The organism is Nocardia sp. NPDC059236 (assembly GCF_042754085.1).
In the GTDB taxonomy this organism is placed as follows: domain Bacteria; phylum Actinomycetota; class Actinomycetes; order Mycobacteriales; family Mycobacteriaceae; genus Nocardia.
The window spans coordinates 179,560-202,782 of record NZ_JBHZAF010000013.1; the positions used below are offsets into that span (position 1 = coordinate 179,560).

The 23,223-nt window shown below is 67.7% G+C and carries 22 protein-coding genes; 11 read left to right on the plus strand and 11 right to left on the minus strand.

Annotated features, from left to right (window positions below):
- Window positions 1–9: 9 nt before the first annotated feature.
- The 3 genes from ACFXIV_RS30630 to lon form a co-directional block, all read right to left on the minus strand.
- A complete protein-coding gene (locus ACFXIV_RS30630) occupies window positions 10–381 on the minus strand; it encodes a DUF5073 family protein (protein WP_379400739.1) in 372 nt (123 codons plus the stop codon).
- The gene (locus ACFXIV_RS30635) at window positions 378–1,193 is read right to left on the minus strand and encodes a heavy metal-binding domain-containing protein (RefSeq protein ID WP_379384447.1); all 816 of its coding nucleotides are present in this window, start codon (window positions 1,191–1,193) and stop codon (window positions 378–380) included. The genes ACFXIV_RS30630 and ACFXIV_RS30635 overlap by 4 nt, the downstream gene beginning before the upstream one ends.
- A 130-nt stretch (window positions 1,194–1,323) precedes the next feature.
- Complete coding sequence (lon, locus tag ACFXIV_RS30640) at window positions 1,324–3,717, minus strand: endopeptidase La (RefSeq protein ID WP_379400818.1); 2,394 nt, start codon at window positions 3,715–3,717, stop codon at window positions 1,324–1,326.
- A 187-nt stretch (window positions 3,718–3,904) separates the two neighbouring features.
- On the opposite strand from lon, the gene ACFXIV_RS30645 reads away from it, so the two are divergent.
- From ACFXIV_RS30645 to ACFXIV_RS30665, 5 genes are all read left to right on the plus strand, one after another.
- Window positions 3,905–4,480, plus strand: coding sequence for an SRPBCC family protein (locus tag ACFXIV_RS30645; RefSeq protein WP_379400740.1), 576 nt, complete (start codon window positions 3,905–3,907; stop codon window positions 4,478–4,480).
- 147 nt (window positions 4,481–4,627) lie between these two features.
- Window positions 4,628–5,479 carry an alpha/beta fold hydrolase gene (locus tag ACFXIV_RS30650; RefSeq protein ID WP_379400741.1) on the plus strand — a complete coding sequence of 284 codons (852 nt, stop codon included), beginning with the start codon at window positions 4,628–4,630 and terminating at the stop codon, window positions 5,477–5,479.
- Complete coding sequence (locus ACFXIV_RS30655; protein ID WP_379400742.1) at window positions 5,472–6,044, plus strand: TetR/AcrR family transcriptional regulator; 573 nt, start codon at window positions 5,472–5,474, stop codon at window positions 6,042–6,044. Before ACFXIV_RS30650 ends, ACFXIV_RS30655 begins: the two co-directional genes overlap by 8 nt.
- A 53-nt stretch (window positions 6,045–6,097) precedes the next feature.
- Entirely contained in the window at window positions 6,098–6,937 is an 840-nt protein-coding gene (locus tag ACFXIV_RS30660) for an alpha/beta fold hydrolase (protein ID WP_379400743.1), read from the plus strand.
- A gap of 109 nt (window positions 6,938–7,046) precedes the next feature.
- Window positions 7,047–8,054 carry a zinc-binding dehydrogenase gene (locus tag ACFXIV_RS30665; protein WP_379384480.1) on the plus strand — a complete coding sequence of 336 codons (1,008 nt, stop codon included), beginning with the start codon at window positions 7,047–7,049 and terminating at the stop codon, window positions 8,052–8,054.
- 30 nt (window positions 8,055–8,084) lie between these two features.
- Here ACFXIV_RS30665 and ACFXIV_RS30670 read toward each other — a convergent pair whose 3' ends face one another.
- Window positions 8,085–9,158, minus strand: coding sequence for a metallophosphoesterase (locus ACFXIV_RS30670; RefSeq protein ID WP_379400744.1), 1,074 nt, complete (start codon window positions 9,156–9,158; stop codon window positions 8,085–8,087).
- A gap of 206 nt (window positions 9,159–9,364) precedes the next feature.
- Here ACFXIV_RS30670 and ACFXIV_RS30675 point away from each other — a divergent pair, with 206 nt between their 5' ends.
- The 6 genes from ACFXIV_RS30675 (at window position 9,365) to ACFXIV_RS30700 (ending at window position 15,218) form a co-directional block, all read left to right on the plus strand.
- A complete protein-coding gene (locus ACFXIV_RS30675) occupies window positions 9,365–10,720 on the plus strand; it encodes a hypothetical protein (RefSeq protein ID WP_379400745.1) in 1,356 nt (451 codons plus the stop codon).
- A gap of 87 nt (window positions 10,721–10,807) precedes the next feature.
- Window positions 10,808–11,599: a TIGR03084 family metal-binding protein gene (locus ACFXIV_RS30680; protein WP_379400746.1), complete on the plus strand. Its 792-nt coding sequence runs from the start codon at window positions 10,808–10,810 to the stop codon at window positions 11,597–11,599.
- 429 nt (window positions 11,600–12,028) lie between these two features.
- Window positions 12,029–12,781: a hypothetical protein gene (locus tag ACFXIV_RS30685; protein ID WP_379400747.1), complete on the plus strand. Its 753-nt coding sequence runs from the start codon at window positions 12,029–12,031 to the stop codon at window positions 12,779–12,781.
- 10 nt (window positions 12,782–12,791) lie between these two features.
- On the plus strand, window positions 12,792–13,985 hold the full coding sequence (lhgO, locus tag ACFXIV_RS30690; RefSeq protein WP_379400748.1) for an L-2-hydroxyglutarate oxidase: 1,194 nt from the start codon (window positions 12,792–12,794) through the stop codon (window positions 13,983–13,985).
- A 50-nt stretch (window positions 13,986–14,035) separates the two neighbouring features.
- Entirely contained in the window at window positions 14,036–14,536 is a 501-nt protein-coding gene (locus ACFXIV_RS30695) for an SRPBCC family protein (RefSeq protein WP_364609136.1), read from the plus strand.
- Between the two features lie 10 nt (window positions 14,537–14,546).
- Window positions 14,547–15,218 carry a ribonuclease H gene (locus ACFXIV_RS30700; RefSeq protein WP_379400749.1) on the plus strand — a complete coding sequence of 224 codons (672 nt, stop codon included), beginning with the start codon at window positions 14,547–14,549 and terminating at the stop codon, window positions 15,216–15,218.
- Between the two features lie 99 nt (window positions 15,219–15,317).
- Here ACFXIV_RS30700 and ACFXIV_RS30705 read toward each other — a convergent pair whose 3' ends face one another.
- From ACFXIV_RS30705 to ACFXIV_RS30735, 7 genes are all read right to left on the minus strand, one after another.
- Window positions 15,318–16,211, minus strand: a complete 894-nt coding sequence (locus ACFXIV_RS30705; RefSeq protein WP_379400750.1) for a hypothetical protein — start codon at window positions 16,209–16,211, stop codon at window positions 15,318–15,320.
- 91 nt (window positions 16,212–16,302) lie between these two features.
- Window positions 16,303–17,475 carry an MlaD family protein gene (locus ACFXIV_RS30710; protein ID WP_379400751.1) on the minus strand — a complete coding sequence of 391 codons (1,173 nt, stop codon included), beginning with the start codon at window positions 17,473–17,475 and terminating at the stop codon, window positions 16,303–16,305.
- Entirely contained in the window at window positions 17,472–18,587 is a 1,116-nt protein-coding gene (locus ACFXIV_RS30715) for an MCE family protein (protein WP_379400753.1), read from the minus strand. Before ACFXIV_RS30715 ends, ACFXIV_RS30710 begins: the two co-directional genes overlap by 4 nt.
- A complete protein-coding gene (locus tag ACFXIV_RS30720) occupies window positions 18,584–19,705 on the minus strand; it encodes an MCE family protein (RefSeq protein WP_379400754.1) in 1,122 nt (373 codons plus the stop codon). Before ACFXIV_RS30720 ends, ACFXIV_RS30715 begins: the two co-directional genes overlap by 4 nt.
- Entirely contained in the window at window positions 19,702–20,700 is a 999-nt protein-coding gene (locus tag ACFXIV_RS30725; protein WP_379400755.1) for an MCE family protein, read from the minus strand. The genes ACFXIV_RS30720 and ACFXIV_RS30725 overlap by 4 nt, the downstream gene beginning before the upstream one ends.
- Window positions 20,697–21,740, minus strand: a complete 1,044-nt coding sequence (locus ACFXIV_RS30730) for an MCE family protein (protein ID WP_379400757.1) — start codon at window positions 21,738–21,740, stop codon at window positions 20,697–20,699. The genes ACFXIV_RS30725 and ACFXIV_RS30730 overlap by 4 nt, the downstream gene beginning before the upstream one ends.
- Window positions 21,737–23,212: an MlaD family protein gene (locus tag ACFXIV_RS30735; RefSeq protein WP_379400758.1), complete on the minus strand. Its 1,476-nt coding sequence runs from the start codon at window positions 23,210–23,212 to the stop codon at window positions 21,737–21,739. The genes ACFXIV_RS30730 and ACFXIV_RS30735 overlap by 4 nt, the downstream gene beginning before the upstream one ends.
- Window positions 23,213–23,223: the final 11 nt, after the last annotated feature.

Consider the following 23,223-nt stretch of genomic DNA (forward strand, 5'->3'; position numbering starts at 1 on the left):
ACATTCGGCTCAGCCCGGACCCGCGAGAACGTCCAGCGCCGCCGAGAGGTGGGGCAGCGCGGTCGGACCGTACGAGGCGGCGATCTCGGCGAGCGCCCGGGCCAGGTGCGGGGCGATGGTGGCGGCCGGCAGCAGCTCCTCGGCCAGCACGATGCCGCCTACCACGTGGGCCGCGCGAATCCGCTCGTCCGAGGTGACCTCGTAACGCCACGAACCGATCTGGACCCGCTCCGGCTCGGAGCGGAACAGAGATTTGCGGGGCGGTGTCCGGGTCACCCCGGGGACGCCCGCGAAGACGGTGAAGACCAGTCCGAGGCCGCCCGGGCCGCCGAGCGCGGCATCGATGGCGCGGGTGGCGGCCCCGGTATCGAAATCGCTCACGAGTTCATGCCGAGGGTGAACTGCGGAATGATCGGGTCGCCGTCGCCGATGCGGCGGATGGCCGTGCCGGAGGCGTAGAACTCGACCGTGTGATATCCCCACGCGTAGTTGGAGATATCGACGCTGACGCCGGTGACGCCGTTCGCGCCGTCCCGTTCGGCCTCGGCCTGCATGCGGGACATGGCCAGCTCCCGGGCCTGATAGTTGCCCTGGGTCCACTGCGGCATCTCCATATTGCGGCCCATCTGGCTGAGCATCTGCCGGAAGCCCTGCACCGCCACGTGGAACACGCAGTTGCCCATGACGAAGGCGATCGGGGCGTAGCCGGTGCGCATCAGCGTCACCATGTCCTGCCCCGAGAGGTGACTGGTGAAGGCCTGCCCGTTCGGCCGCCGATAGCTGCCGGGCGATTTCGCGAACCGCACCGCGGTTCCCACCGCGATGAACTCCAGATGCTCCATCGACTCCCCGTGCTGCCGCCACTCCAGCCGGACCCCCACCACCCCGTCGGCCTGGAGCGAGTCCGCCTCGGCCTGCATGCGCGACATGGCATTCCACCGCGCCCGATAGGTGGCCTCGGTCAGCACCGGCAGCTCCTGCTGCTGCCGGATCCCGGTGAACTGGAACCCGACGTGATAGACGGACACGCCCATCACCAGGTCGATGGGTTCGAAGCCCGCCCCGTGCAGCAGCGCGAACTCGTTGACCGACAGATCCGAGGTGAAGATCCGGTTCGCGTGCGAAAGCCGCTCACCCGCGACCTGATCGAGCTGGTTCGGTTGATTCGGCTGACTGGGCTGGTTCGGTTGCATGTCGTTCGCCCTCCGTCGGATCCCCGGTGGATCCCTAACGAGGGTACGACCCGGTCTGGTTCGGGGACTGCCGAAATGGCCGGGAGCCGTGCGTGTTTACACAACACGCACGGCTCCCGTTCTCGCGACCTCAGGCGGTGGCGCTCAGCGCACGGCCGTCGTAGGCCGGTTCGGCGACCGGCTCGATGGCGTAGGCCAGGATCTCGGCCACGTCGGCGACGGGGCGGACATCCAGGGCGGCCAGCACCTCGGCGGGGATCTCGTCCAGATCCGGCTCGTTACGGGCCGGGATGAACACGGTCTTCAGGCCGGCGCGCTGGGCGGCGAGCAGCTTCTGCTTCACGCCGCCGATCGGCAGCACCCGTCCGTTCAGCGTGACCTCACCGGTCATGCCGACATCCGCGCGGACCTGGCGGCCCAGGGCCAGCGACACCAGGGCGGTGACCATGGTGACGCCCGCCGACGGACCGTCCTTCGGGACCGCGCCCGCCGGGAAGTGGATGTGGATATTGCGATCCAGCACCCTCGGCTCGATGCCGATCTCCTCCAGGTGGGAGCGGACGTAGGTCAGGGCGATCTGCGCGGACTCCTTCATGACGTCGCCCAGCTGACCGGTCAGGGTCAGCGAGCGGTCGCCCTCGGCGGCATTGGCCTCGATGTAGAGGACGTCGCCGCCCGCGCCGGTCACGGCCAGACCCGTCGCGACACCGGGGACCGCGGTGCGCTCGACCCCGTCGGGGGTGAAGCGCGGACGGCCCAGGTAGTCCTTCAGATCACCCAGTCCGATCACCAGCTTGCCGGAACCGACTGCGGCCGGACCGGATTCGGCGTCGTAGCCCAGCTCGCGGTCGTAGCCCAGGCCCTCCGGCACGAATTCGCCCTTGCTGACCAGGCTTTCGGTCGCGGCGATGTCCGCCGACTCCGACAGCTTGGTCGCCGCCTTGCGCAGCGCCTTGGCGATCAGCCGCTCCATCTGCCGCACCCCGGCTTCCCGGGTGTAGTTCGCGGCGACCTCACGCAGCGCCTCGTCCGTGATCGAGACCTCCTCGGCGGTCAGGGCATTGCGCTCCAGCTGCCGGGGGATCAGGAAGTCGCGGGCGATGGCCACCTTGTCGGCCTCGGTGTAGCCGTCCACGGTGATCAGTTCCATGCGGTCCAGCAGCGGGCCGGGAATCGTCTCCATGACGTTCGCGGTCGCGATGAACAGCACGTCCGACAGGTCCAGATCCAGGTCCAGGTAGTGGTCGCGGAAGGTGTGGTTCTGCGCCGGGTCCAGGACCTCCAGCAGGGCCGCCGCGGGATCGCCGCGGAAGTCCGAGCCGACCTTGTCGATCTCGTCCAGCAGGACAACGGGATTCATCGATCCCGCCTCCTTCATGGCGCGCACGATGCGGCCGGGCAGCGCGCCCACGTAGGTGCGCCGGTGACCGCGGATCTCGGCCTCGTCGCGCACGCCGCCCAGGGCGACGCGAACGAACTTGCGGCCCAGGGCCCGTGCCACCGATTCACCCAGCGAGGTCTTGCCGACGCCGGGCGGACCGACCAGCACCAGCACCGCGCCGGAACCGCGACCGCCGACGACCTCCAGGCCGCGCGCGGCCCGCCGGGAACGGACGGCCAGGTACTCGACCATGCGGTCCTTGACCTCGTCCAGGCCGTGGTGGTCGGCGTCCAGCACCGCGCGAGCGGCCGAAACATCGGTGGAGTCAGTGGTTTTCACGCTCCACGGCAGTTCCAGGACGGTGTCCAGCCAGGTGCGGATCCAGCCCGTCTCCGGGCTCTGATCGCTGGAACGCTCCAGACGCCCCACCTCGCGGAGGGCGGCTTCCTTCACGTCCGCGGGCAGGTCGGCGTTCTCGACGCGGGTGCGGTAGTCCTCCGCGCCGTCCGGCTCGTCTTCGCCCAGCTCCTTGCGAATGGCGTTGAGCTGCTGGCGCAGCAGGAATTCCCGCTGCTGCTTCTCCACGCCCTCGCGGACATCCTCGCTGATCTTCTCGGTGATCTCGGTCTCGGCGATGTGCTGAGTGGTCCACTCGATCAGCTTGCGCAGCCGCGCGGTGGTATCCGGGGTGTCCAGGATCTCGCGCTTCTGCTCATTGCTGAGGTACGACGCCCAGCCGGCCGCGTCGGCCAGGGTGGACGGATCGTTCATCTGATTGACCGCGTCGATGACCTGCCAGGCCTCACGGCGCTGCAGGACCGACACGACCAGCTTCTTGTATTCGGCCGCAAGCTCTTTGGTGCGTCCGTCGGCGGCCGGAATCTCGACCGGTTCGGCCTCGACCCAGAGCGCCGCACCCGGCCCGGTCACGCCGTGGCCGATCTTGGCCCGGCTCTCCGCCTTCAGCACCGCCGCGGGAGCGCCGCCGCGCATCCGGCCGACCTGTTCGATGGTGGCCACGACGCCGTAGGTGGCGTACCCCTCATCGAGGCGCGGCGCGACCAGCACCTGGTTGACCTTGCCCGCGCGGGCGGCATCGATGGCGGCCTGCGACGACTCGTCCAGCTCGATCGGCACGACCATGCCGGGGAGCACGATCGGATCGGTCAGGAACAGGACCGGCAGGTTCGTTGGTGTAGTCACGTCTTCGACCCCTTCCAAGGTTGAGCGTTACCTACTCAACCCGGGGGGTATACCGATTGTTCCGGACCGATGTTCGCCGGGGGCGAACATGCGTCGAGTTGCGGATCGAAATCAGGAACGGCGGCATATGAGCTGTTCAGAGCGTCATCCCCTGCTCGGGATCGCCCTCACCGCCGGAATCGGTTGCGCCATAGTGGCGCCCGCGCTCGCCGATGGACCTGCGGCGGATACCTCACCGCTGACCTGCGCGGGGCAGAGCATCGATACCGCCGCGCCGATCCACTACCGCACCGAGGCGCTGATCAAGGCACCGCTGGACACCATCTGGAATCTGCAGACCGACGTCGAGGGGTGGCCGTCCTGGCAGCAGCCCGTGACCAGCATGCGGCGCCTAAATTCGGGAGCGCTGCAGCCGGGCTCGCAATTCCGTTGGACCACACCGGCTCCCGCCACCGCCACCACCCCCGCGACCACGCTGACCATCACCTCCACGGTCCAGCAGATGCAGGCCGGCCGGTGCATCCGCTGGAGCGGGCCGGCGGTCGGCGACGGGATGAGCATCGACGGCGGCATTCACGTCTGGACCTTCACCCCGGTCGACGGCGGCGTGCTGGTGCGCACCGAGGAGAACTGGAACGGGACCCAGGTCGAGACGGATGTGCCGACCTCGACCCGATTCCTGGGCGCCGGACTGGAGGCCTGACTGGCCGACCTGAGGACCGCGGCCGAACGCTAGAACGCGGTGCGCCACGCCGGTCGGACCGATTTTCCGGAAAGGGGTTGACGGCTCCAGCTAAAGCTATTAGCTTTATGGCTATCGCAGTTAGCTACTCCCAGAGAGTGAAAGACCATGACGCAGTACGTGGACATCGACGGTGGCCGGATCGCTTACGACGAGATGGGCGAGGGTCCGCTGGTCGTGCTGTCGCACGGCATGGGGGTCGATCGCAATGCCTACCGGCACCTGATGCCGCTGCTGGCGGCGGCGGGGTACCGGGTCGTCAACACCGATATGCGCGGCCACGGCGAGTCGAGCATGGGCTGGGCGTCGGTTACCGGCAAGGAGGCCATCAGCCGCACCGATGTCGCCAATGATCTGCTGGCGGTCATCGAGAAGCTGGGCGGCGGACCGGCCATCGTGGTGGGCCACTCGCTCTCGGGCGGGTCGGCCACCATCGCGGCGGCGCAGCGGCCGGACCTGGTGCGGGCCATTGTCGAGATCAACCCGTTCACGCTGACCCAGAAGGTCGACATCGCAGCGCTTTTCACCAACTCCCGCCACCGCAGCGGCATGATCCCGCTGATGGCCACCATGATGTTCAAGAGCCTCGGCCAGTGGCTGAAGTACCTGAAGGTGGCCATCCCGACCAAGCCCGCCGACCTCGACGAGTACCTGGCCGAGGTCGCGGCCAAGCTGCGCGAGCCCGGCCGGTTCGCCGAATTCATGAAAACCGGGCAGTCGACCCCCGCGGACGCGGAAGCCCAGGTGCCCAACGTGACCCAGCCCGCGCTCATCATCATGGGCACCGCCGACCCGGACTTCCCGAGCCCCGAGGCCGAGGGCCAGCGCATCGTCGCCGCCCTGCCGGCCGGACTGGGCAGCCTGGGCCTGGTCGAGGGCACCGGCCACTACCCGCAGTTCGAGGCCGCCGACCGGGTGGCCGAGCTGATCCTGCCGTTCCTGAAGGAACATCATGCCTAGGGTGGGCTTGAGCCGGACCGACGTCGTCGCCGCGGGGGCCGCCCTCGCCGACGAGGTCGGTTTCGGCAATCTGGCGCTCGGGGCCCTCGCGCAGCGACTCGGGGTGCGAACCCCCTCGCTGTACAAGCACATCGAGAGCCTGGCCGACCTGCAGCACGGCATCGCCGCGCTCGCCATGGCCGAAGTCGACCACCGGGTCCGCGACGCCATGCACGGGCTCTCCGGCAGTGCGGCCCTGGCCGCCTTCGCGAACGCCTTCCGCGACTACGTGGTCGAGCATCCGGGCCGGTACACCGCGACCGTCGGCGCCACCTTCACCGGGCCGGATGATCCACTGCTGCAGTCGGGTGCACGGGTGCTGGAATCCATGGCGGCGGTGCTGCGCGGCTACGGGGTCGGCGAGCAGGAGATGGTGCACGCCCAGCGCACGCTGCGCTGCCTCTTCCACGGCTTCGCCACCCTGCAGGCGTCGGACGGCTTCCAATGGAGCAACGACTCCGAGGACAGTTTCGAGTGGATGATCCGCTTCCTCGACCGCGGGCTCACCGAAATCGGCTCGCACTGAACCGGTTTGCGGGACCATGAATCCAACACTGGCAACGAAGGTGTTGGAGTGTCATGGAAGACTTCACATTCGAGGGCACCCGGATGGCGTATGTGCGGCAGGGGGAATCCGGTCCGCCGGTGGTGATGCTGCACAGCGCGGGGTCCTCCCATCTAATCTGGACGCCCCAGATCGCGGCGCTGTCCCGTGCATACCGGGTCTACGCGGTCGATCTGCCCGGTTACGGCGCCTCCTCCCGGCCCGCCGACGGCTACACGCTCGAGCGCTACACCGAACTGATCCGCGCGTTCATCGAACACCACGAGCTCACCGAGGTCGGACTGGTCGGCAACTGCGTCGGTTCGGCGGTCGGCCTGACGCTGGCCCGGCGGCATCCCGAGCTGATCCGGGCGGTGGTGGCGATCAACCCGCTCACCGAATCCACTGCCATGCACGGTGATTGGCGGCAGGCGGCACGCCTGGCCCGAGCGCTGCCGGACGACCCCGCCCGGAAGCTGAGCGGCTGGCACACCCCGCGCTGGGTCGCCCGCCGCACCGCCCGATCCTGGTTCACCACCCGGCGCGCCTACCGCGAATGCCCGTACGTGGCGCCCCTGTCCTCCGGTTTCCCGGCGCGGGCACTGATCTACCTGGTCCGCGACCTGTCTTCCTTTGCGACACTGGACGATTGGCCCGATCGCGACGGCTTGCCACCGATCTGCGTCATCTGGGGCAACCAGAACCGCGTCCTCTCCGCCGCGGCCGGGCGCACCGTCAATGCGCAACTGCGCCCCGACCGCGCCGAATACCTCGACGGCTGCGGCCACGTCCCCATGCTCGAACGCGCCCCCGACGTCACCGCCATCATCACCGAATTCCTCACCGCCCACCTGCCCGCCGACAGCGTGCACTGAGCACCACACCGACTCGGCGGTTCGGGCAAACCGCCCGAGCAGGCGCGGGTGCGGCCTACCATGGCGCCGGGGAGGGGCCGCCCGAATCGGATACCGCGAGGAGTCATCGATGACCATGCTGGCCGCACGACTACACCTGGGGCCGAACCGCCGACTGGAGCTCGAGGAGGTGCCGATTCCGGAGCCGGGACCGGACCATGTGCTGGTCAAGGTGGAGGCAGCGGGAGTGTGCCTCTCCGACGTGCACCTCATCGACGGCACGCTGACGCCGCTGTTCCTGCGCGACGATGCGGTGACGCTCGGGCACGAGGTCGCCGGGACCGTGCACACGCTCGGGCCGGGAGTGACCACCGCGAAGGTGGGAGATCGCGTAGTGCTGCAGGCCGGGGAGCTTCGCAACGGGGCCACCTTCACCCGCGGCGTGGACTACGACGGCGGCTGGGCCGAATACACCCTGGCGCGGGTCGACACCCTGGTGCCGATTCCGGACGACCTGCCGTTCGAGCAGGCCTGTTTCATTCCCGACGCGGTGTCCACGCCGTGGGCGGCCATCACCGCCACCGCCGAGGTGAAACCCGGTGAGGCCGTGGGCGTCTGGGGCGTCGGCGGGCTGGGCGCGCACGGGGTGCAGCTGCTGCGCCTGGTTGGCGCCGCACCGATCATCGCGGTGGATCCGCTGCCCGCCGCCCGGGAGCGGGCGCTGTCCTTCGGCGCGGACCTGGCCTTCGATCCGGCCGATCCGGACCTGCGGCGCAAGGTGTTCGAGGCCACCGGCACCGGGCTGAACGCCGCCTTCGACTTCGCGGGCGTGGCGCCGGTGCGCGAGCAGGCGGTGGTCTGCCTGGCGCCGCAGGGCCGCCTGGTGCTGGTCGGCCTCACCGACAAGCCGATCACCATCACCGGCGGCACCGCCTTCAGCTTCTTCCAGCAGCAGTTGCGCGGGCACTACGGGTCCACGCCCGAGCACGTCACCCAGCTGGTGAAACTGCAAGGGCTGCACCGGGTCGACTTCTCCCGCTCCGTGAGTGCCGTGGTCCCGCTGGCCGATGCCGCCAAGGCCGTGCACTCCCTGGAATCCAAGGAAGGCAACCCGATTCGGATCGTCCTGAAGCCCTAGGTCGCTCACGCACCCGGCACGGTTCGCGGATTACGCGAGCCGGCGCTGGAAGACGTTGGCGGACCGGCCGTTCGAGAGATCGACCGTGTAGACCCCCAGGTCGGCGGACGTGGGGGTCAGGTCCAGGACCATGAAACCGAGGTCGGTGTAGTTCTCGTACAGCGCACCGTTGGCGGTGTGCCTGCCGCCGGTGGACGGTTCGCCGTGCACCGATTTCGCGGCCGCACCGGAGATGATCTGCCGGGTGCCCTTGGCAGCCACATTGGGTTCCAGCACCTGCAGCGAGTGGTCGTGGCCCGACAGCAGGAACTGGCACCGGCCCAGCACGTGCGCCTCGAAGAAGTCCTTCACATAGCGGCCGTCGATCGGCTCGATGCTCAATCCCTCGTATTCCCCGGCGTTTCCGTGCGGCCCGTTGTTGAGGTACGGGTGGTGGGTGCAGGCGATCTTCCACTTCGCCGGCGACTCGTCGATGGCCCGGTCCAGCCAGGCGGCCTGTTCGGTCATGAACTGGCCGTCGGCCGCCCAGTAGGGCTGGAAGAGCGGCGGCAGGTAGGCGGCGATGGGATTGAGGTCCAGCACGAAGAATTCGACGATCGGCTGCTCCTGCGGAATCCGCACCGAGTAATAGCGGGACGGCATGAACCAGCGGGCCGAGCGCGCGTGATAGGCCACCTCGTGATCGCCGCGCAGCAGCCAGCCGCCGTCGCCGGGCAGGATCGAGGAGTTGTCGTGATTGCCCTGCACCATGAGCCAGGGGAAGTCGAGGTCGTGGTTGGGGTCCTCGAACTTGGCGGCGAACTGGGCGTCGTCATCGGACCACGGGCCCTGTTCGTAGACATTGTCGCCGAGGCCGAGGGCGAAGGAGAACGGCTCGCGCGCATGCAGTTCCCGCATGGCGTCGGCGACCTGCCACTGCGGCCGCGCACCGGTGCCCGCGTCGCCGGTGACGAGAATGCGCAGGCGGTCGGCGTCGGGAAGCGGGAATTTGCCGGTGGCCGGGGCATTCTCGGCGCGGGCGGGCGCACCGGTGGCCGCGAGCGCGGCGACGCCGGCGGTAGTGGCGGCCGTGCCGGTCAGAAACCCACGACGGTCGAGCGACATGCTGATCTCCTGCCTGTATCTGCTGGTCGATTGACCAGTATTCCCACTTCCGCACCCCACCGCAGACCACGTCGGCATGACCTTGCCAACAGCCCCGCGACACGACGCGTTCTTCCAGGCCAGGACCTTTTGACAGCGCCTCGGACCGATGAGAGTGTTGGGAGTCCGTTTTCTCACCATCAGCTAGGCCACAGGGGGAAGCTGCTATGACGACACTGGCCTCGGGTCTGTTCCTCGACTGGGAACAGCTGACCGGCCAGCCCAAACTCGTCGTCGATCTGATCAGCTTCCCGATCTTCAGCGCCATCGCCGGCTGGCTCACCAACTGGACCGGCGTGCTGATGTTGTTCTGGCCGGTCTACTTCCAGGGCTTCCGGGTGCCCGGCCTGGAGATCCTCTACCCCTACCTCCCGCGCCGCGTGCAGGTGCTGCCCACCTTCTCGGGCGACGGAAAGCGGCTCGGCTTCCAGGGTTTCATCCCGGCGCGCGCCGAGAAGATGGCCAGCATCTGCGTGGACGTGGCCATCATGCGAATCGGCAGTCCCAAGGACTTCATTCGCGAACTCGACCTCGAGGGCATTGCCGACTACATCGCCGAGGTGGGCCGCAAACAGGTGCCGGACATGGTCGACGAGATCATGAGCAAGGAGAACCCGGACCTGTGGGGCGCGGTGCCCAAGTCGGTGCGCAATGTGCTCTACCAGCGCATCGAACGCGAACTGCCGACGCTGGCCCGGCGCGCCTTCGAACAGCTCGGCGACAATGTCGACCAGCTCATCGACATCAAGGACTTCGTCATCCGGTATCTGCGGGACAACCCGGAGATCCTCAAGGACCTGACCACCACCATCGCCGCGCCGGAGCTGAAGTTCATGGTGCGCGTCGGCCTGCTGGGCGCGCCCTTCGGCCTGCTGCTGGCGCTGTACATGCATGTGCACCAGAGCATTCCGGTGCTGGGCTGGATTCCGCCGTGGCTGATCATCCTGGCCGCGGCCGCGGCCATCGGTGTGACCGTCAATGTCATCGCCATCAAGATGGTGTTCGAGCCGGGCGACCCGCAGCCGCGCTACCGGTACCTGTGGAAGCAGGCGCTGCTGGCCAAGCGGCAGCCGGAGGCCGCGGCCGATCTCGCCAATATCCTGGCCTACCAGGTGCTGACGCTGCCCAACCTGGCCCGTGAACTGCTCGACGGCCCGAACGGCGACAAGACCCGGCAGCTGCTGGAACGGCTCATCTCGCAGGAGATCCACCGCCAGCTCGGGCCCACCCACTCGGTGGTGCGGACGGTCTTCGGCAAGCGGCAGTTCGACAATCTGACGGTCGGCGCGACCACCGCCGCGGTGGGCCTGGCCCCGAGCCTGGCCGACGATCCGGAATTCGCGGCCGCCCAGGCCAAGAAGATCGACGAGTTCGCGGCCCGCAAGCTGCAGCAGCTCACGCCCGGTGAGTTCATGGAGATGTTCTACGCCTCGGTCGAGCAGGACGCGTGGCTGCTGTACCTGCACGGCGCGGCGCTGGGCCTGGTGGTCGGGGCCGTGCATCTGATCCTTTTCGGCTGGTAGACGGCACTTTTTCAGGCAGGAACGAGAGCCGCCAGAAATCAAGCACGCATGCTTGCATTTTTTCGGCGGGGCTGCGATGCTGGCCCGGTGGCCGACCTCGAGGCATTGCTCGCCGACTTCACCGCCGAATGCGCCGATCTCGATCGGCTGATCGCGGACCTGGATCCGGACGGCTGGCAGCGCGACACCCCCGCCGCCGGCTGGACCATCGCCCACCAGATCGCCCACCTGAACTGGACCGATCAGGTCGCCACGGTGTCCGCGACCGACCCGGTCGAGTTCGACAAGCTGGTGCAGGCGGCGCTGCCCAAGGCCCTCACCTTCGTCGACGAGGCCGCCGAGGAGGGCGCGAAAACCCCTGCGCCGCAACTGCTCGCGACCTGGCGGCAGGATCGCGCGGCCCTGGTCGAGGCGCTGCGCACGGTTCCGGCGGGCACCAAACTGCCCTGGTTCGGGCCGCCCATGAGCCCAGCCTCCATGGTCACCGCCCGCCTGATGGAGACCTGGGCGCACGGGCACGACGTGGCCGACACGCTCGGCGTCACCCGCGAACCCACGGCACGCCTGCGGCACATCGCGCACATCGGCGTGCGGACCCGCAACTTCGCCTACCTGACGCATGGCAGGACCGTGCCCGCCGAGGAGTTCCGGATCGAACTGACCGCGCCCGACGGCAGCGCCTGGACCTGGGGCCCGGCCGAGGCCGCGCAGCGAATCAGCGGTCCCGCCCTGGACTTCTGCCAGCTGGTCACCCAGCGGCGGCATCTCGACGATCTCGGGCTGGACGTGGTGGGCGCCGATGCTCGCGAATGGCTGGGCCTGGCACAGGCTTTCGCCGGTCCCCCCGGAAGCGGCCGAACGGCGGGTCAGTTCGACTGACCCGCCGCCTATCCCGGCCTCCGACCAGAAATCCCCAATTCCCACAGGGGCTTCGTTCTCGGCGGAACGGGTTTCCGAGGGTTCGACCCTTGGGATCACCACTGCTCCCCGAGGAGGAGCGAGCGAGCGCCAGCCTGGGTGCGCCGTGCCTGGTGCCGACCGGACGCCGTTGGCCGGAGGTCTCTTCGATGGCAGTCGAGTTGGCGCTCGCCGCTACCAGGTTTTTACCCAGTCTTTCGGCGGGGAAAACCTGTTGATGCCCAACCTTTCCCCGATGTGATCCTGCTCTCACCCGGGCCGGGTGTTACCCGCCGCCACCGTAACCTGGACGCGCGTACGACTTTCAATGGTGCGGGTCGTCGCGCCGTCCATACACAAGGGACGGACGGGCGCAGGGGGCCAGGGGAGAGGGAAAGGAACGCACCAGTCATGTCGCATGAACTCGCGACACAGGCCGCCCGGTCGACCCGGCGTACGGCCCAGGTGTTCCGCTACAGCGCCATTGTCACTGCCAGCATGGCCAGCATCGGGCTGACCGTCGCCGCCGGTTCGTACATCACCAATGAAATGGCCCAGCAGCCGGGCAGACTCGCCACGGCCGCGCCGGGCAACCATCCGGCGCTCGTCGAGCTCGGCCCGCGCCGAGCCGATCAGCCGGGCGTCCAGTCCGCTGAGCCGATTGCCGAGAAGGTCGCCCTGACTTCACTTTTCACCAACCGGGGCACGGAACCCGCGTTCGTGCAGGTGATTCCGGCCCGCACCCCGGGTACCGGCGCCGCCACCGCGGCCGAGGCGCCCCGCCCGCTGGGCGGTCAGTTCCGGCTCGGCACCGCCTACGTGGGCGCGCAGGTGGCCGCGGCCCAGCACACGGCGACGCTCACCGTCGACACCAATGTCTTCGCCACGTTCGCCGATATCCTGCTGAACACGCCGCTGGGGCACCAGCTGGGCATCAACGGCGATCCGGGCGCCACCACCCGGCTGCGCACCGATGTGGACAGTCGCGGCGACGTGACGCTGACCCTGTCGGACCCCGCGATCGGCAACTACGGCCTGCAGATCGCGCGCCATCCGGTCCCGGCCGCCGCGACCGGCACTCCCGTGCACGACACCACCGACACGCACGCACACGAGAAGGACGGCCGCACGGCAGGGGAAGACTCGGCCACCGTCGCTGTGTGAGACTTCCGGTGTGTACGACTACTGCGTGATCGGCGGCGGCATCGTCGGGGTGGCCACCGCGCATCGCATGCTCGAACGCCATCCGGGGGCGAGCCTGCTGCTGCTGGAGAAGGCCGGGCAGCTGGGCCTGCACCAGACCGGGCACAACAGCGGGGTCATCCACTCGGGCATCTACTACGAACCCGGCAGCCTGAAGGCGCGGCTGTGCGTGCGCGGCGCGCAGCTCACCAAGGAATTCGCCGCGGCGCACGACATTCCGTTCCGGGTGTGCGGAAAACTGCTGGTGGCCACCGATACCGCCGAGCACGCGCGGATGCTCGCGCTCTACGAGCGGTCCGTCGCCAATGGCGTCGAGGTGGAGTTGCTCGACGCCGCCGAGCTGATGCGGCGGGAGCCGCGCATCACCGGGGTCGGGGCGCTGTTCGTGGCGAGCACCGGCATCATCGACTACGGCCGGGTGACCCGGGCGCTGGCGCAGGAGGTGCGCACGGCCGGTGGTGAGATCGTGCTCGGCGCGGAGGTCACTGCCATTACCGAAACCGACTCGGCGGTAACCGTTTCCGGTCCGGCCGGCACCTGGCAGGCCCGGCGGCTGGTGGTGTGCGCGGGCCTGCAGGCGGACCGGATGGCCCGGCTGGCGGGCCTGGACATCGATCTGCGCATCGTGCCCTTCCGCGGCGAGTACTACCAGCTGCCGCCCGAGCGCAACGATCTGGTGAACACCCTGATCTATCCGATCCCCGATCCCGAACTGCCGTTCCTGGGCGTCCATCTCAGTCCGACCATCGACGGCGCGCTGACCGTCGGGCCCAATGCCGTGCTGGGCCTGGCCCGCGAGGGCTACAGCAAGGGCAGCGTGAATATCCGCGACGCCCGGGAGATCCTGGGCTACCGCGGTTTTCACCGGGTGGCCGCCGCCAATGTCCGGACCGGGCTGCGGGAAATGCGCAACTCCCTGTTCAAGCGCGGCTACCTGGCCGAATGCCGTCGCTACTGCCCCGAGCTAACCGTCGCCGATCTGTTGCCGCGGGAGGCGGGCATTCGCGCCCAGGCGGTACTGCGCGACGGCGCGCTTGCCCACGATTTCCTGCTCGAGCACACGCCGCGCTCGGTTCACGTGCTCAATGCCCCCTCCCCGGCGGCCACCTCCGCCCTGCCCATCGCCGAGTACATCGCGGACCGATTGGACGAGTTCGCTCAATAAATAGGATTGCTGTAGTACTTTTAAGGCAGCCGTGGGACAGGGAGCAGCCTATGGGCCATTTCAAGTACGCGAGTGATGTCGGCGCACCGGTGGAAGTCGCGTTCACATACACGGACAACCATCAGTTCGTGCCGGACTGGGCATTCGGCGTGGTCGCCTTCGAACCGATCGGGGATTCCGATCACGGTGCCGGAGCCGTCTTCGCCGCGACCCTCCGGGTCGGCCTGTGGCATCCCACGATCGAGTGTGAGATCACCGACTACCGCCGCAACGCGGTCATCGAATACACACTCCGCCGACGCCGGAAGGGGAAGCCGGCGTCGGCGTGCTCCAACTTCTGTGTCATCACCCTGCGTTTCGACCCCCTCGGGTACGGCCGCGCGGTGCTGACCTCGGAAACCGAGTATTGGGCCCCGCGCGGGCTCACCGGCAAGTTGCTCTCGAAGATGCTGGCCGCGATGGTGCAGGCCACCGTCCGCCGGACCGAATCGCAATTGCGTAGGGAGATAGAGGAATTCCACGGCACCGATCTTGTCGGCCGGATCGCGTAGGGTAGGCCGCATGATCATCGTGAGCACCGACGGATCATGCCTGCGCAACCCGGGCGGCGCGATCGGCTGGGCCTGGGTCAATCATGCGGGCGGCGCGGCCAGCGGCGGTGCGCCCTCGGGCACCAATCAGATCGCGGAGCTACGCGCCCTCCTCGAGGCCGTCCGGGCCCATCCGGACGCCGAACCCCTGCTCATCGAGAGCGATTCGCTCTATGCCATCAAGTGCGCCTCCGAGTGGATCCATGGCTGGCGCACCAATGGCTGGAAGACCTCCACCGGCGGCGCGGTCAAGAATCTCGAGCTGATCCAGCAGATCGACCGCGCCATCGCCACCCGGCCCGGCCCGGTCCGGTTCCGCTGGGTGCGCGGGCACGTCGGCAACTACTTCAACGAGCAGGCGGACGCGCTGGCCGGCCAGGCCGCGCGGAAGGTGGCCGCCACCGGTGTCGCCACCGAGCCCGACGGCAACGAACCGGTGCCCTTCGATCCGCCCACCGCGCCGATCCCGATCGTGGAACCCAAGACCGAGCCGCTCCCGGTGACCGCACCCAGCGGGTTGGAACGAGCCGAGCCGGAACAGGCCGAGAAGGTCGGCGCCACCATGCATTCCGCGACCGCGACCCCGCGCCGCCGGGCGACGGCCGCCAAAGCGGCTGCCGCCGAGGCACTCACGTTGTTCTGAGCGCCCCCGCACAGGCCCTTTCACCTGCGAAGACATGAAAAAGGGCCCGCCTCCGGAAGTACCGGAGGGGGGCCCTTTTTCGTGCTCGGGATATCCCGATCAGTTACCCGGCTTGGGCGCCGCGGTGGTGGCGGGCGCGGGCTGACCGGACGGGGCGGGCTGACCCGAGGGAGCCGGCTGACCGGAGGGCTGGGCGCCCTGCTGATCGCCGCCGCCGGTTCCGCCCGGGAACAGCGGGTTCTCGTCACCGGCGTAGACCGGCTGGAACTTCGACACCAGCCACTTGCCGTCGTGCTTCTCCAGCTCGACGTACGTCGGGATGGTGAGCACGATCGGCTTGGCGTGGAAGTCGTTGGTGGAGGTCTGGGTCAGGCTCACCAGGACCGAAGCCTTGTTGGCATCGCCGGACTCCCAGCCGCAGCGCAGCACGTTCAGCGAGGACTTGGCGTGCGCGCTGGACAGGATGTCCTTCACGTCGCCGGCCATCGGGTCGAACATCTGCTTGAACTCACCGGTGATGAGCGCCTGCACGCGCGGGGCGAAATCGTTCCACGAGGACTGGTCGTAGACCGAGACCGCGCGCGCGAAATCGCAGGCGGCCTTGGCCGCGGAGTCACGGTCGGCGAGTTCGTTGCTCTTGGTGTGCGATTGCCACCAGAAGGCGCCCAGACCCGCCAGCGAGGCGACCAGCAGCACGCCGAGCGCGATGAGCGCGACCATCGGCACCGCGACCTTGGAGACCAGCGCGGACTCGGACTTCGCCAGCGGCGCAGCGGCCGCCGGTTCCGGCTTCGCGGCCGGTGCGGCCGAATCCGCTTCCGGCTCGGCAGCCTTGGCTTCCGGCTCGGCCTTCGCTTCCGGCTCGGGCTGTGCCGCCTCGGCGTCCTTCGTCAACTCCGGCTTCTCGGCGGCCTGTTCGGCGCTGCTCTGGGCATCGGCCTCGGCGATGGAATCGTCTTCGGTTTTCTTGTCCTGGGCAGCGTCGTCCGACATGTATTCGATCACTTTCCCGGTGCGCTGCGGACGCACCGTCTAGGTTTCGTCAGCGAGTATGCCCGCTGCTCCTGAGAGCGGCGGGCGGCACTCACTTGACCGGCGGCAGAGTCCGCTCGTTCGGATCCGAACCCGCGGGCGGGAGCGCGCCATTGTTGGGCACGTCCGGTCGCGGTGCGTTGCCCGAACCGCGGATCTGCTGGTCCTGGGGTGGGTTCTGGCAGTAGCTCGCCCATTTCGGGAAGGTGTTCTCGGTCGCTACGGCGGGGTTCACCTTCTTGGTGACGTAGTCGCAGAAGGACCGCGGCCAGATGTCGACGATGGTGTAGAACTCACCGTCGTGTGCCGGCACGCCCATGGCGGAGGTGCCGACCGCCAGCGACGGGAACAGTGCCCGCAGCGCCGGGGTGCGCAGCTGCGCGGCCTTGGTGATGGCCGCGAAGTTGGTGGCCAGGCTGGTCATCGGGTCGGCGGTCTTGTCCAGCACCGCGCCGAGGGCCTGCATCTGGCCGGGCGCCTGCTCCAGGATCTTCTGGAGTTCGGCATTCGCGTCGTTGAACTGATTGAACAACACACTCGAATTACGGGTCAGCGTACCCAGATCCGGCTGCGCCAGCGATGTGGTGCCGGAAAGGACCTGGAGGTTCTTGATCAGGTTGGTGGTCTGGGGGAGCAGGTTGTCCAGGCCGTTGGTGGCCAGGCTGATGCCGTCGACGAGCGAGCGCAGCTGGTCCGGGCCGCCGGACAGGGCGGTGTCCAGCTCGGTCAGGATGACGCTGAACTTGTCCGGATCCACCTGGGCGATGAGCGCGCTGGCATTGTCGAGCACCGACCACACGGGGGTCGGGGTCTTGACCTTGTTGGCGTCGAACTGGATCACCGAACCGCTGCGCAGGAACGGGCCCTGATCGGTGTTCGGGCGGAAGTCGATGTACTGCTCGCCCGCGCCCGACAGCGCGCCCACCGACACCTGGGTGTCGGCCGGGATCGAGTACTTCTTGTCGATCTCGGCGGTGGCCGCGATGGCCGCGCCGTTGTCGATGAGCTTGATGTCGAGCACCTTGCCGACGCGGTAGCCGCGCAGGGTCACGTCATTGCCGCTCTGCAGCCCGCCGGATCGGTCCAGATTGACCGTCACCGTGTAGGTTTCGCGCAGCGGATTCACCCGCATCACGCTGATCAGCAGGTAGGACGCGCCCACCAGCAGGATCAGCACCAGCGCGGAATTGGACACCAGGTTCTTGTGTCGCGATACCCAGTTCATCGGTGTCCCCCGTTGATCCGGCCGTAGATGATCTGCAGCACCTGGATCAGGCTGCCCCCGAAGTCGTTGAGGTCCTTGAGATCCGGGAACTTGCTGTTGGCCGGATCAGTGAGCAGGCCGATGTCGAGCATGGAAAGGGTCGCGGCCACGGCCAGGGTGTCGCCCTTGAACGAGGCGTCGGCCTTGGGCCGGATGTCGTGCAGGGCGTCCAGGGCGGGACCGAGGGTTTGATCGGTCCGGGACAGCGCGGTCATCAGCTGGTTCACATTGTCGAGCAGGCTGCTGAGCGAGTCCGAGGTGGTGTTGGCGTAATCGCCCAGTGCCGCACTGGTTGTCGAGATCTTGGTGAGCAGATCACCGAGGGCCTGGTTGTTCTCGGCGATGGCGCCGATCATGCCCGGCAGGCTGTCGGCCACCTGGCCCAGCTGCTGGTGGTTGGCCTCGATGGTGTTGGCCAGCGCGCTGAATCCGGCCAGCACATTGTCGATGCGCGAGCTGTTGGTGTTGAGGCTGGTCATCACGCTGGTCAGCTGGGTGATGACGTGACCCACCTGGTCGCCGCGTCCGCCGACGATGGAGTCCAGCTCCGAGGTCAGCTTGGACAGGCTGGCGATGCCACCGCCGTTGAACAGCAACGAAACCGACATCAGCAGTTCTTCGACGGTCGCGCCGGCCGAGGTGTTGGTGAGCCGGTCACCGTTCTTCAGCAGCTGCATGCCGGGCTCGGCCTTGGGGATGGACACCGCCACGAAGACGTCGCCGAGCGGAGTGGCCTGGCGCAGTTCCGCGGTGCTGCCGGCCGGCAGCTCGATGTCCTGGCGGATGGCCAGGTCCACATTGGCCTTGAAGTCCTTGGTCGTGATCTTGGTGACCACGCCGACGTCGGAGCCGCCGACCTTGACCTTGGCCTGGTCGGGCAGGTTCAGCGCATTGTCGAAGGTCGCGTGAATGGTGTAGGTGTTGGCACCCGGACCGGGTTTGGGCAGCGGCAGGCTCTCCACCGTGATGCCGCAGCCGGAGGCGACGACGGCGGTCGCGGAGACCGCGATGGCGACGACCGCCCGCCGGGCCGAGCGGCCCGCGCGCTGATCCTTCCAGAAGCGATTACTCATTTGGTCATCCCCAGCATCGCCGCCATCAGACCGAAGTCGGGTCCGAAGTCCTCCATTTTCCCGGTGCGGCAGCCATCCGATTTCATCTGGATGCGTTCGCAGAACAGGCTCACGATCTCCCCGGAGAGCGCGGTACCGATCAGGCCGTGCAGGCGAATGAAGTTGCCCTGCCGGTTGACCGAGCGGTCCAGGTTCTGCATGAGCAGCGGGGCCACGTCGACCACTTCGGTCACGCCGGCCGCGTTGGCGCGTAGCTGGTTGGTGACATTGGTGAGCCCGGTGAGGGTGCCGTTGAGCTGATCGGAGTACTGCGAGAACGCGCCACTGGTGTTGGCCAGGAACGCATTCAGCTGATCGAGTGTGCCCTGCAGACCGGGCGCCTGATCGGCCAGCAGACCGGTCATCTGGGTGATCTTGTTGCTGAATCCGCGCACCGAGTCGTCGTTGTCGGCCAGCATGGTGGTCAGCTCGTTGAGCTTGATGATGATGGTGGAGATGGCGTCCTTGTTGTCGACGCCGGTCTTCAACGCGCCCGAGAGCGCGTTGAGCACATCGCGCATCTTCTCGCCGTTGCCGTTCATCATCGGGTACAGCACGCGACCCGAGAGCGGGCCGATGCCTTCCTGTCCCGGCTCCGGCTCGAGCGCGGCCGCGAAGCTGTCGATGGTCTTGATCATGGTGTCCAGCTCGACCGGGGTCTTGGTCTGCTGGGTGGTCAGGTGCGAGCCGTCGGCCAGGGTGTCACCGCCGGTGTAGCGCGGGGTGAGCTCGATGTGCCGGTCGGTCACGATGGACGGCGAAACCAGCGCGGCCTGAACGTTCTTCGGGATCTTGACGCCCTTGTCCACGGTCATGTGGACCTCGACGTACTGACCCTTCGGAATGATCTTGTCGACCCGGCCCACCTCGAGCCCGAGCACGGTGATCGGGTTGCCCTCGAACATGCCCGCGATATTGAGGAAGTCCGCGGTGAAGTGCTGGGTCTGCCCCGCGGCGTCCTTCACCCCGAGCGGCACGATGGAGCAGGAGCCCACGGCCCACGCCGCGGCGCCGATCATGGCCGCCTTGGCGATTCGGCCGAGCAGGCGCTTCTTTTGTTCTGCAACAGTCGATGTCATTGGTGGCACCCCTCGTTCACCTGCGCGAAGCACAACCAGTTGTCCGGGAACAGCCACGGCAGCGCGACCTCACCGTAGTTACCGTTGCCGAAGGCATTGTTGAACTGCCGGATGGCCGGCGGCATGATCGACAGCAGCCGATCCAGGTTGTCCTTGTTCTTCTGCAGACCGTCGGCCATGGTGTTGAGCTGCTGCAGGGTCGGGCCGAACTTGTTGTCGTTGTCCGCGCCGATCTGCTGCAGCTGCCCGGTGAGCGTTGCGATGTTGTCCAGCAACGTCTTCAACAGGTTCTGACGCTGCATCACCCGGTCGGCGATGGCCTGGCCCTGGGTGATGACCAGCAGCACGCTGTTGCGGTTGTCGCCGAGGATCCTGGTGACCTTGTCCAGATCCTTGAGCAGCTGGTCGACCTGATCCTTGCGGTTGTTCATGGTCTTGGCCAGCGCGCCGATGGCGTCGAGCGCCTGCACCGTCATCTGCGGGGTGTCGCCCATCTGCTGGTTGATCAGATTCAGCGAATCCGCCAGCTTCTTGGTGTCGAGCTCCTCGAACTTGGGCGTGCCCTCCTGCACCACGTCGGCCAGGTTGTAGGGAACCACGGTGTTGGACTTGGGAATCCGGTTGTCCTTCAACCCGGAACCGTCGCCGGGCATCAGGTCGACGTAGCGCGCGCCCAGCAGGGTCGCCATCTTGATCGACGCCTTGGCATCGGGGCCGAGCTTCACGTCCTTGTCGACATTCAGGGTCAGCAGCACGTGGTCGCCCTCGAGCTCGGCGCCCGAGATGGTGCCGACCGGAACGCCCGAGACGTCCACCTTGTCACCGACTTTGACGCCGGCGGTCTGCACGAACTCGGCCTTGATGCTCTGTGTGCCGACACCCACCGTCTTGTAGAGAGTGGAGCCCAGCAGCAGCGCGACGATGACCGCCACGCCGAGCACGCCGAGCCAGAAATTGCGATTGGTACTGAAGCGGTTCCTGAGTTTCGAGATCATGGCCGGCACACCGCCGAGTGGGAGTTGCCGCCGACCTGCGAGAACAGACCGCGCGGGAAGAGGATGCCGTACAGCGAGACGTCCAAGCTGCACAGGTAGGCATTGGCGTAGGCGCCGTTCTGGGTGAACTTGCCGACGTCGGAGAGGATGCCGGGCAGGTCCACCGCCGCCTGGTCGAGCTTGGCGCCATTGGACAGCAGCAGCGCCAGCGCGTCGTGGGTGGCGTTCTGCGCCAGCACCAGCTTGGGCTGGATGGAACCGAACATCCCCACCAGAGCCGTTGTGGCATCGGCGATCTGGACCGTCGACGCCTGCAGCGACTGGCCCTGCGCGTACAGGCCGCCGATCAGGGCGCGGGTCTGGGTGACCAGCGTCTCCAGCTCGTCGCCCCGCTTGGCCAGCCCCGACATCACGCCGGAGAGGTTGGTGATCACGTCGGAGAGGATGCCGTCGCGGCGTTGGAAGTCCGAGGCCACCGACGCGGCCTGGGTGATGAAGGCGCTCAGCGACACATTGTCACCCTGCAGCGCCTGGATGAAGGTGTTGGACAGGTTGTTCACCTGCTCGGGCTGCAGCACCTGGAACAGCGGCTGGAAACCGTTGAGCAGCGCCGAGATATCGAACGACGGCTCGGTCCGCTCCAGTGGGATGGCGCCGTTGTTCTTCAGCACCACATGGTCACCGGTGTGCGGCTTGCCCGCGGCGGGCGGGTTCAGCGCGACATACCGCTGCCCGATCAGGTTCTGGTACCGGACCAGCGCCTTGGTGTCCCCGAACAGCGTCTGATCACGCTGCACGATGAAGGTCACCACGGCCTGGTTCTTCTTGTCCAGCTCGATCTTCTCGACCTTGCCGACCCGCACACCGGCCATCCGGACGTCATCGCCCGCACGCAGGCCCAGGACATCGCTGAAGGTCGCGGTGTAGGTGTTGGTATCGCCTTTCACGGTGCGCGCGAGCGTATTCCAGATGACCGCGGTCACCAGGATGGACACGATCGCGAAGATGCCGAAACCGATCAGCGGCTTACGAACGCTCATCGGCCGGCCTCGCTCTGGCTCAGTTGCAAGGTCGCACCCTTCAGGATCGGGCTCAACAGCAGGTACTCGGCCGCGGTCGGACGCCGGCCCAGCAGGGCGGTGATGGCGTCGTCACCGGCCAGGGCGATGTTCCCACCGGTGGGCACCGAACCCGGCTGGCTCGCCGGGGCGGCCGAAGCCGGAGCGGCCGGCGCCAGGTTCGGGAACAGCCCCTGCAGCGGTGTGCCCGCGAGCGGGTCGGTACCCGGCTTCGCAGCACCGTCGCTCGGTGTGTCGGTGGGTGTGCCGGTGGCGGTGAGACCCGGGATCAGCGGGAAGCCCGGCGGCGGCGCCGTGACCGGCAGGTCCTTGGCGGCGTCGATGGCCCTGGGCCGCATGGCTTCCGGCAGCGTGCCCGGATCCGAGGTGAGCGGCGCGGTGCCACAGCTCGGAGCGGCCAGGTCGCCGTAGCGCGGGCAGTCGTCGCGGGTGTAGGGCTTGTAGGGCGTGAAGGTGATGCCCATGTTCCAGATCATCTGGTTCTGCGGACCCCAGTGGAACGTCGAACCCAGCTTGCGCACCGAATCGTTCAGGTTCGCGATGGCCTGCGGAATGGCGTCCGGGTTGTCCGACAGCGCGCCGAACATGGCGCTGGTCCCCGTGGTCAGATCCTTACCGACATTGGGGTTGCGGGCGAAGAGCCCGTTCACCTTGTCGATGGTGTTCTCACTGCCGGAGATGAGCGCGGTGAGCTCGGCCCGGCGGTCGGAGATGGTCTGCGCGGTCTTCACCGAATCCGACAGCACGCCCATCAGTTCCGGCGCGGACTGGTTGAGCGCGTGGAAGGAGGAGGAGAAGTCGTCGAGGAAGCCGCCGACATTCGGCACCGCCCCGCGCACCCCCTCGAGCCAGCGGTCGACGCGCTCGATGGTGGAGCCGGGCATGCGGCTGCTGCCGTCCAGCGCGTAGGACAGCGTGCCCAGCACGCGGCCCAGCTGTACCGGATCGATCTTGCTCAGGATATTGCGGACCGTGGTGAGGGTGTCCTGCAGCGCGATCGTGCCCTTGGAGGTGTCCTCCGCGATCTGCGAACCCTCCTTCAGATGCGTGGAATCCGGTCCGTTGTAGACGAGTTCGACCGAGGTGACGGCGAACAGGTTGGAGGGCACCACGCGCGCGGTGACATTGGCCGGGACGCCGCCGGCGTACTCCGGCTTCATCTCGATGTGCACCTCCTGCTTCGTCCCCTTGGCCGCGACCGACACGTCCTTGACGGCGCCGACCAGCACGCCGCGGAACTTCACGTCGGCATTGGCCGGCAGGCCGTCACCGGTGGTGGTCAGATTCGCTGTGACATTGACCTTTTCGACGAAATAACCGCGGTACCGGGCGAACAGGAAGCCCAGCACGATCGCGATGACGGTGAGGCCGCAGGCACCGGCGATGAGCAACTGCCGCATCGTCGGTCCGCGCCCGCTCGGATCGATGATCATCGTGTGCGCCC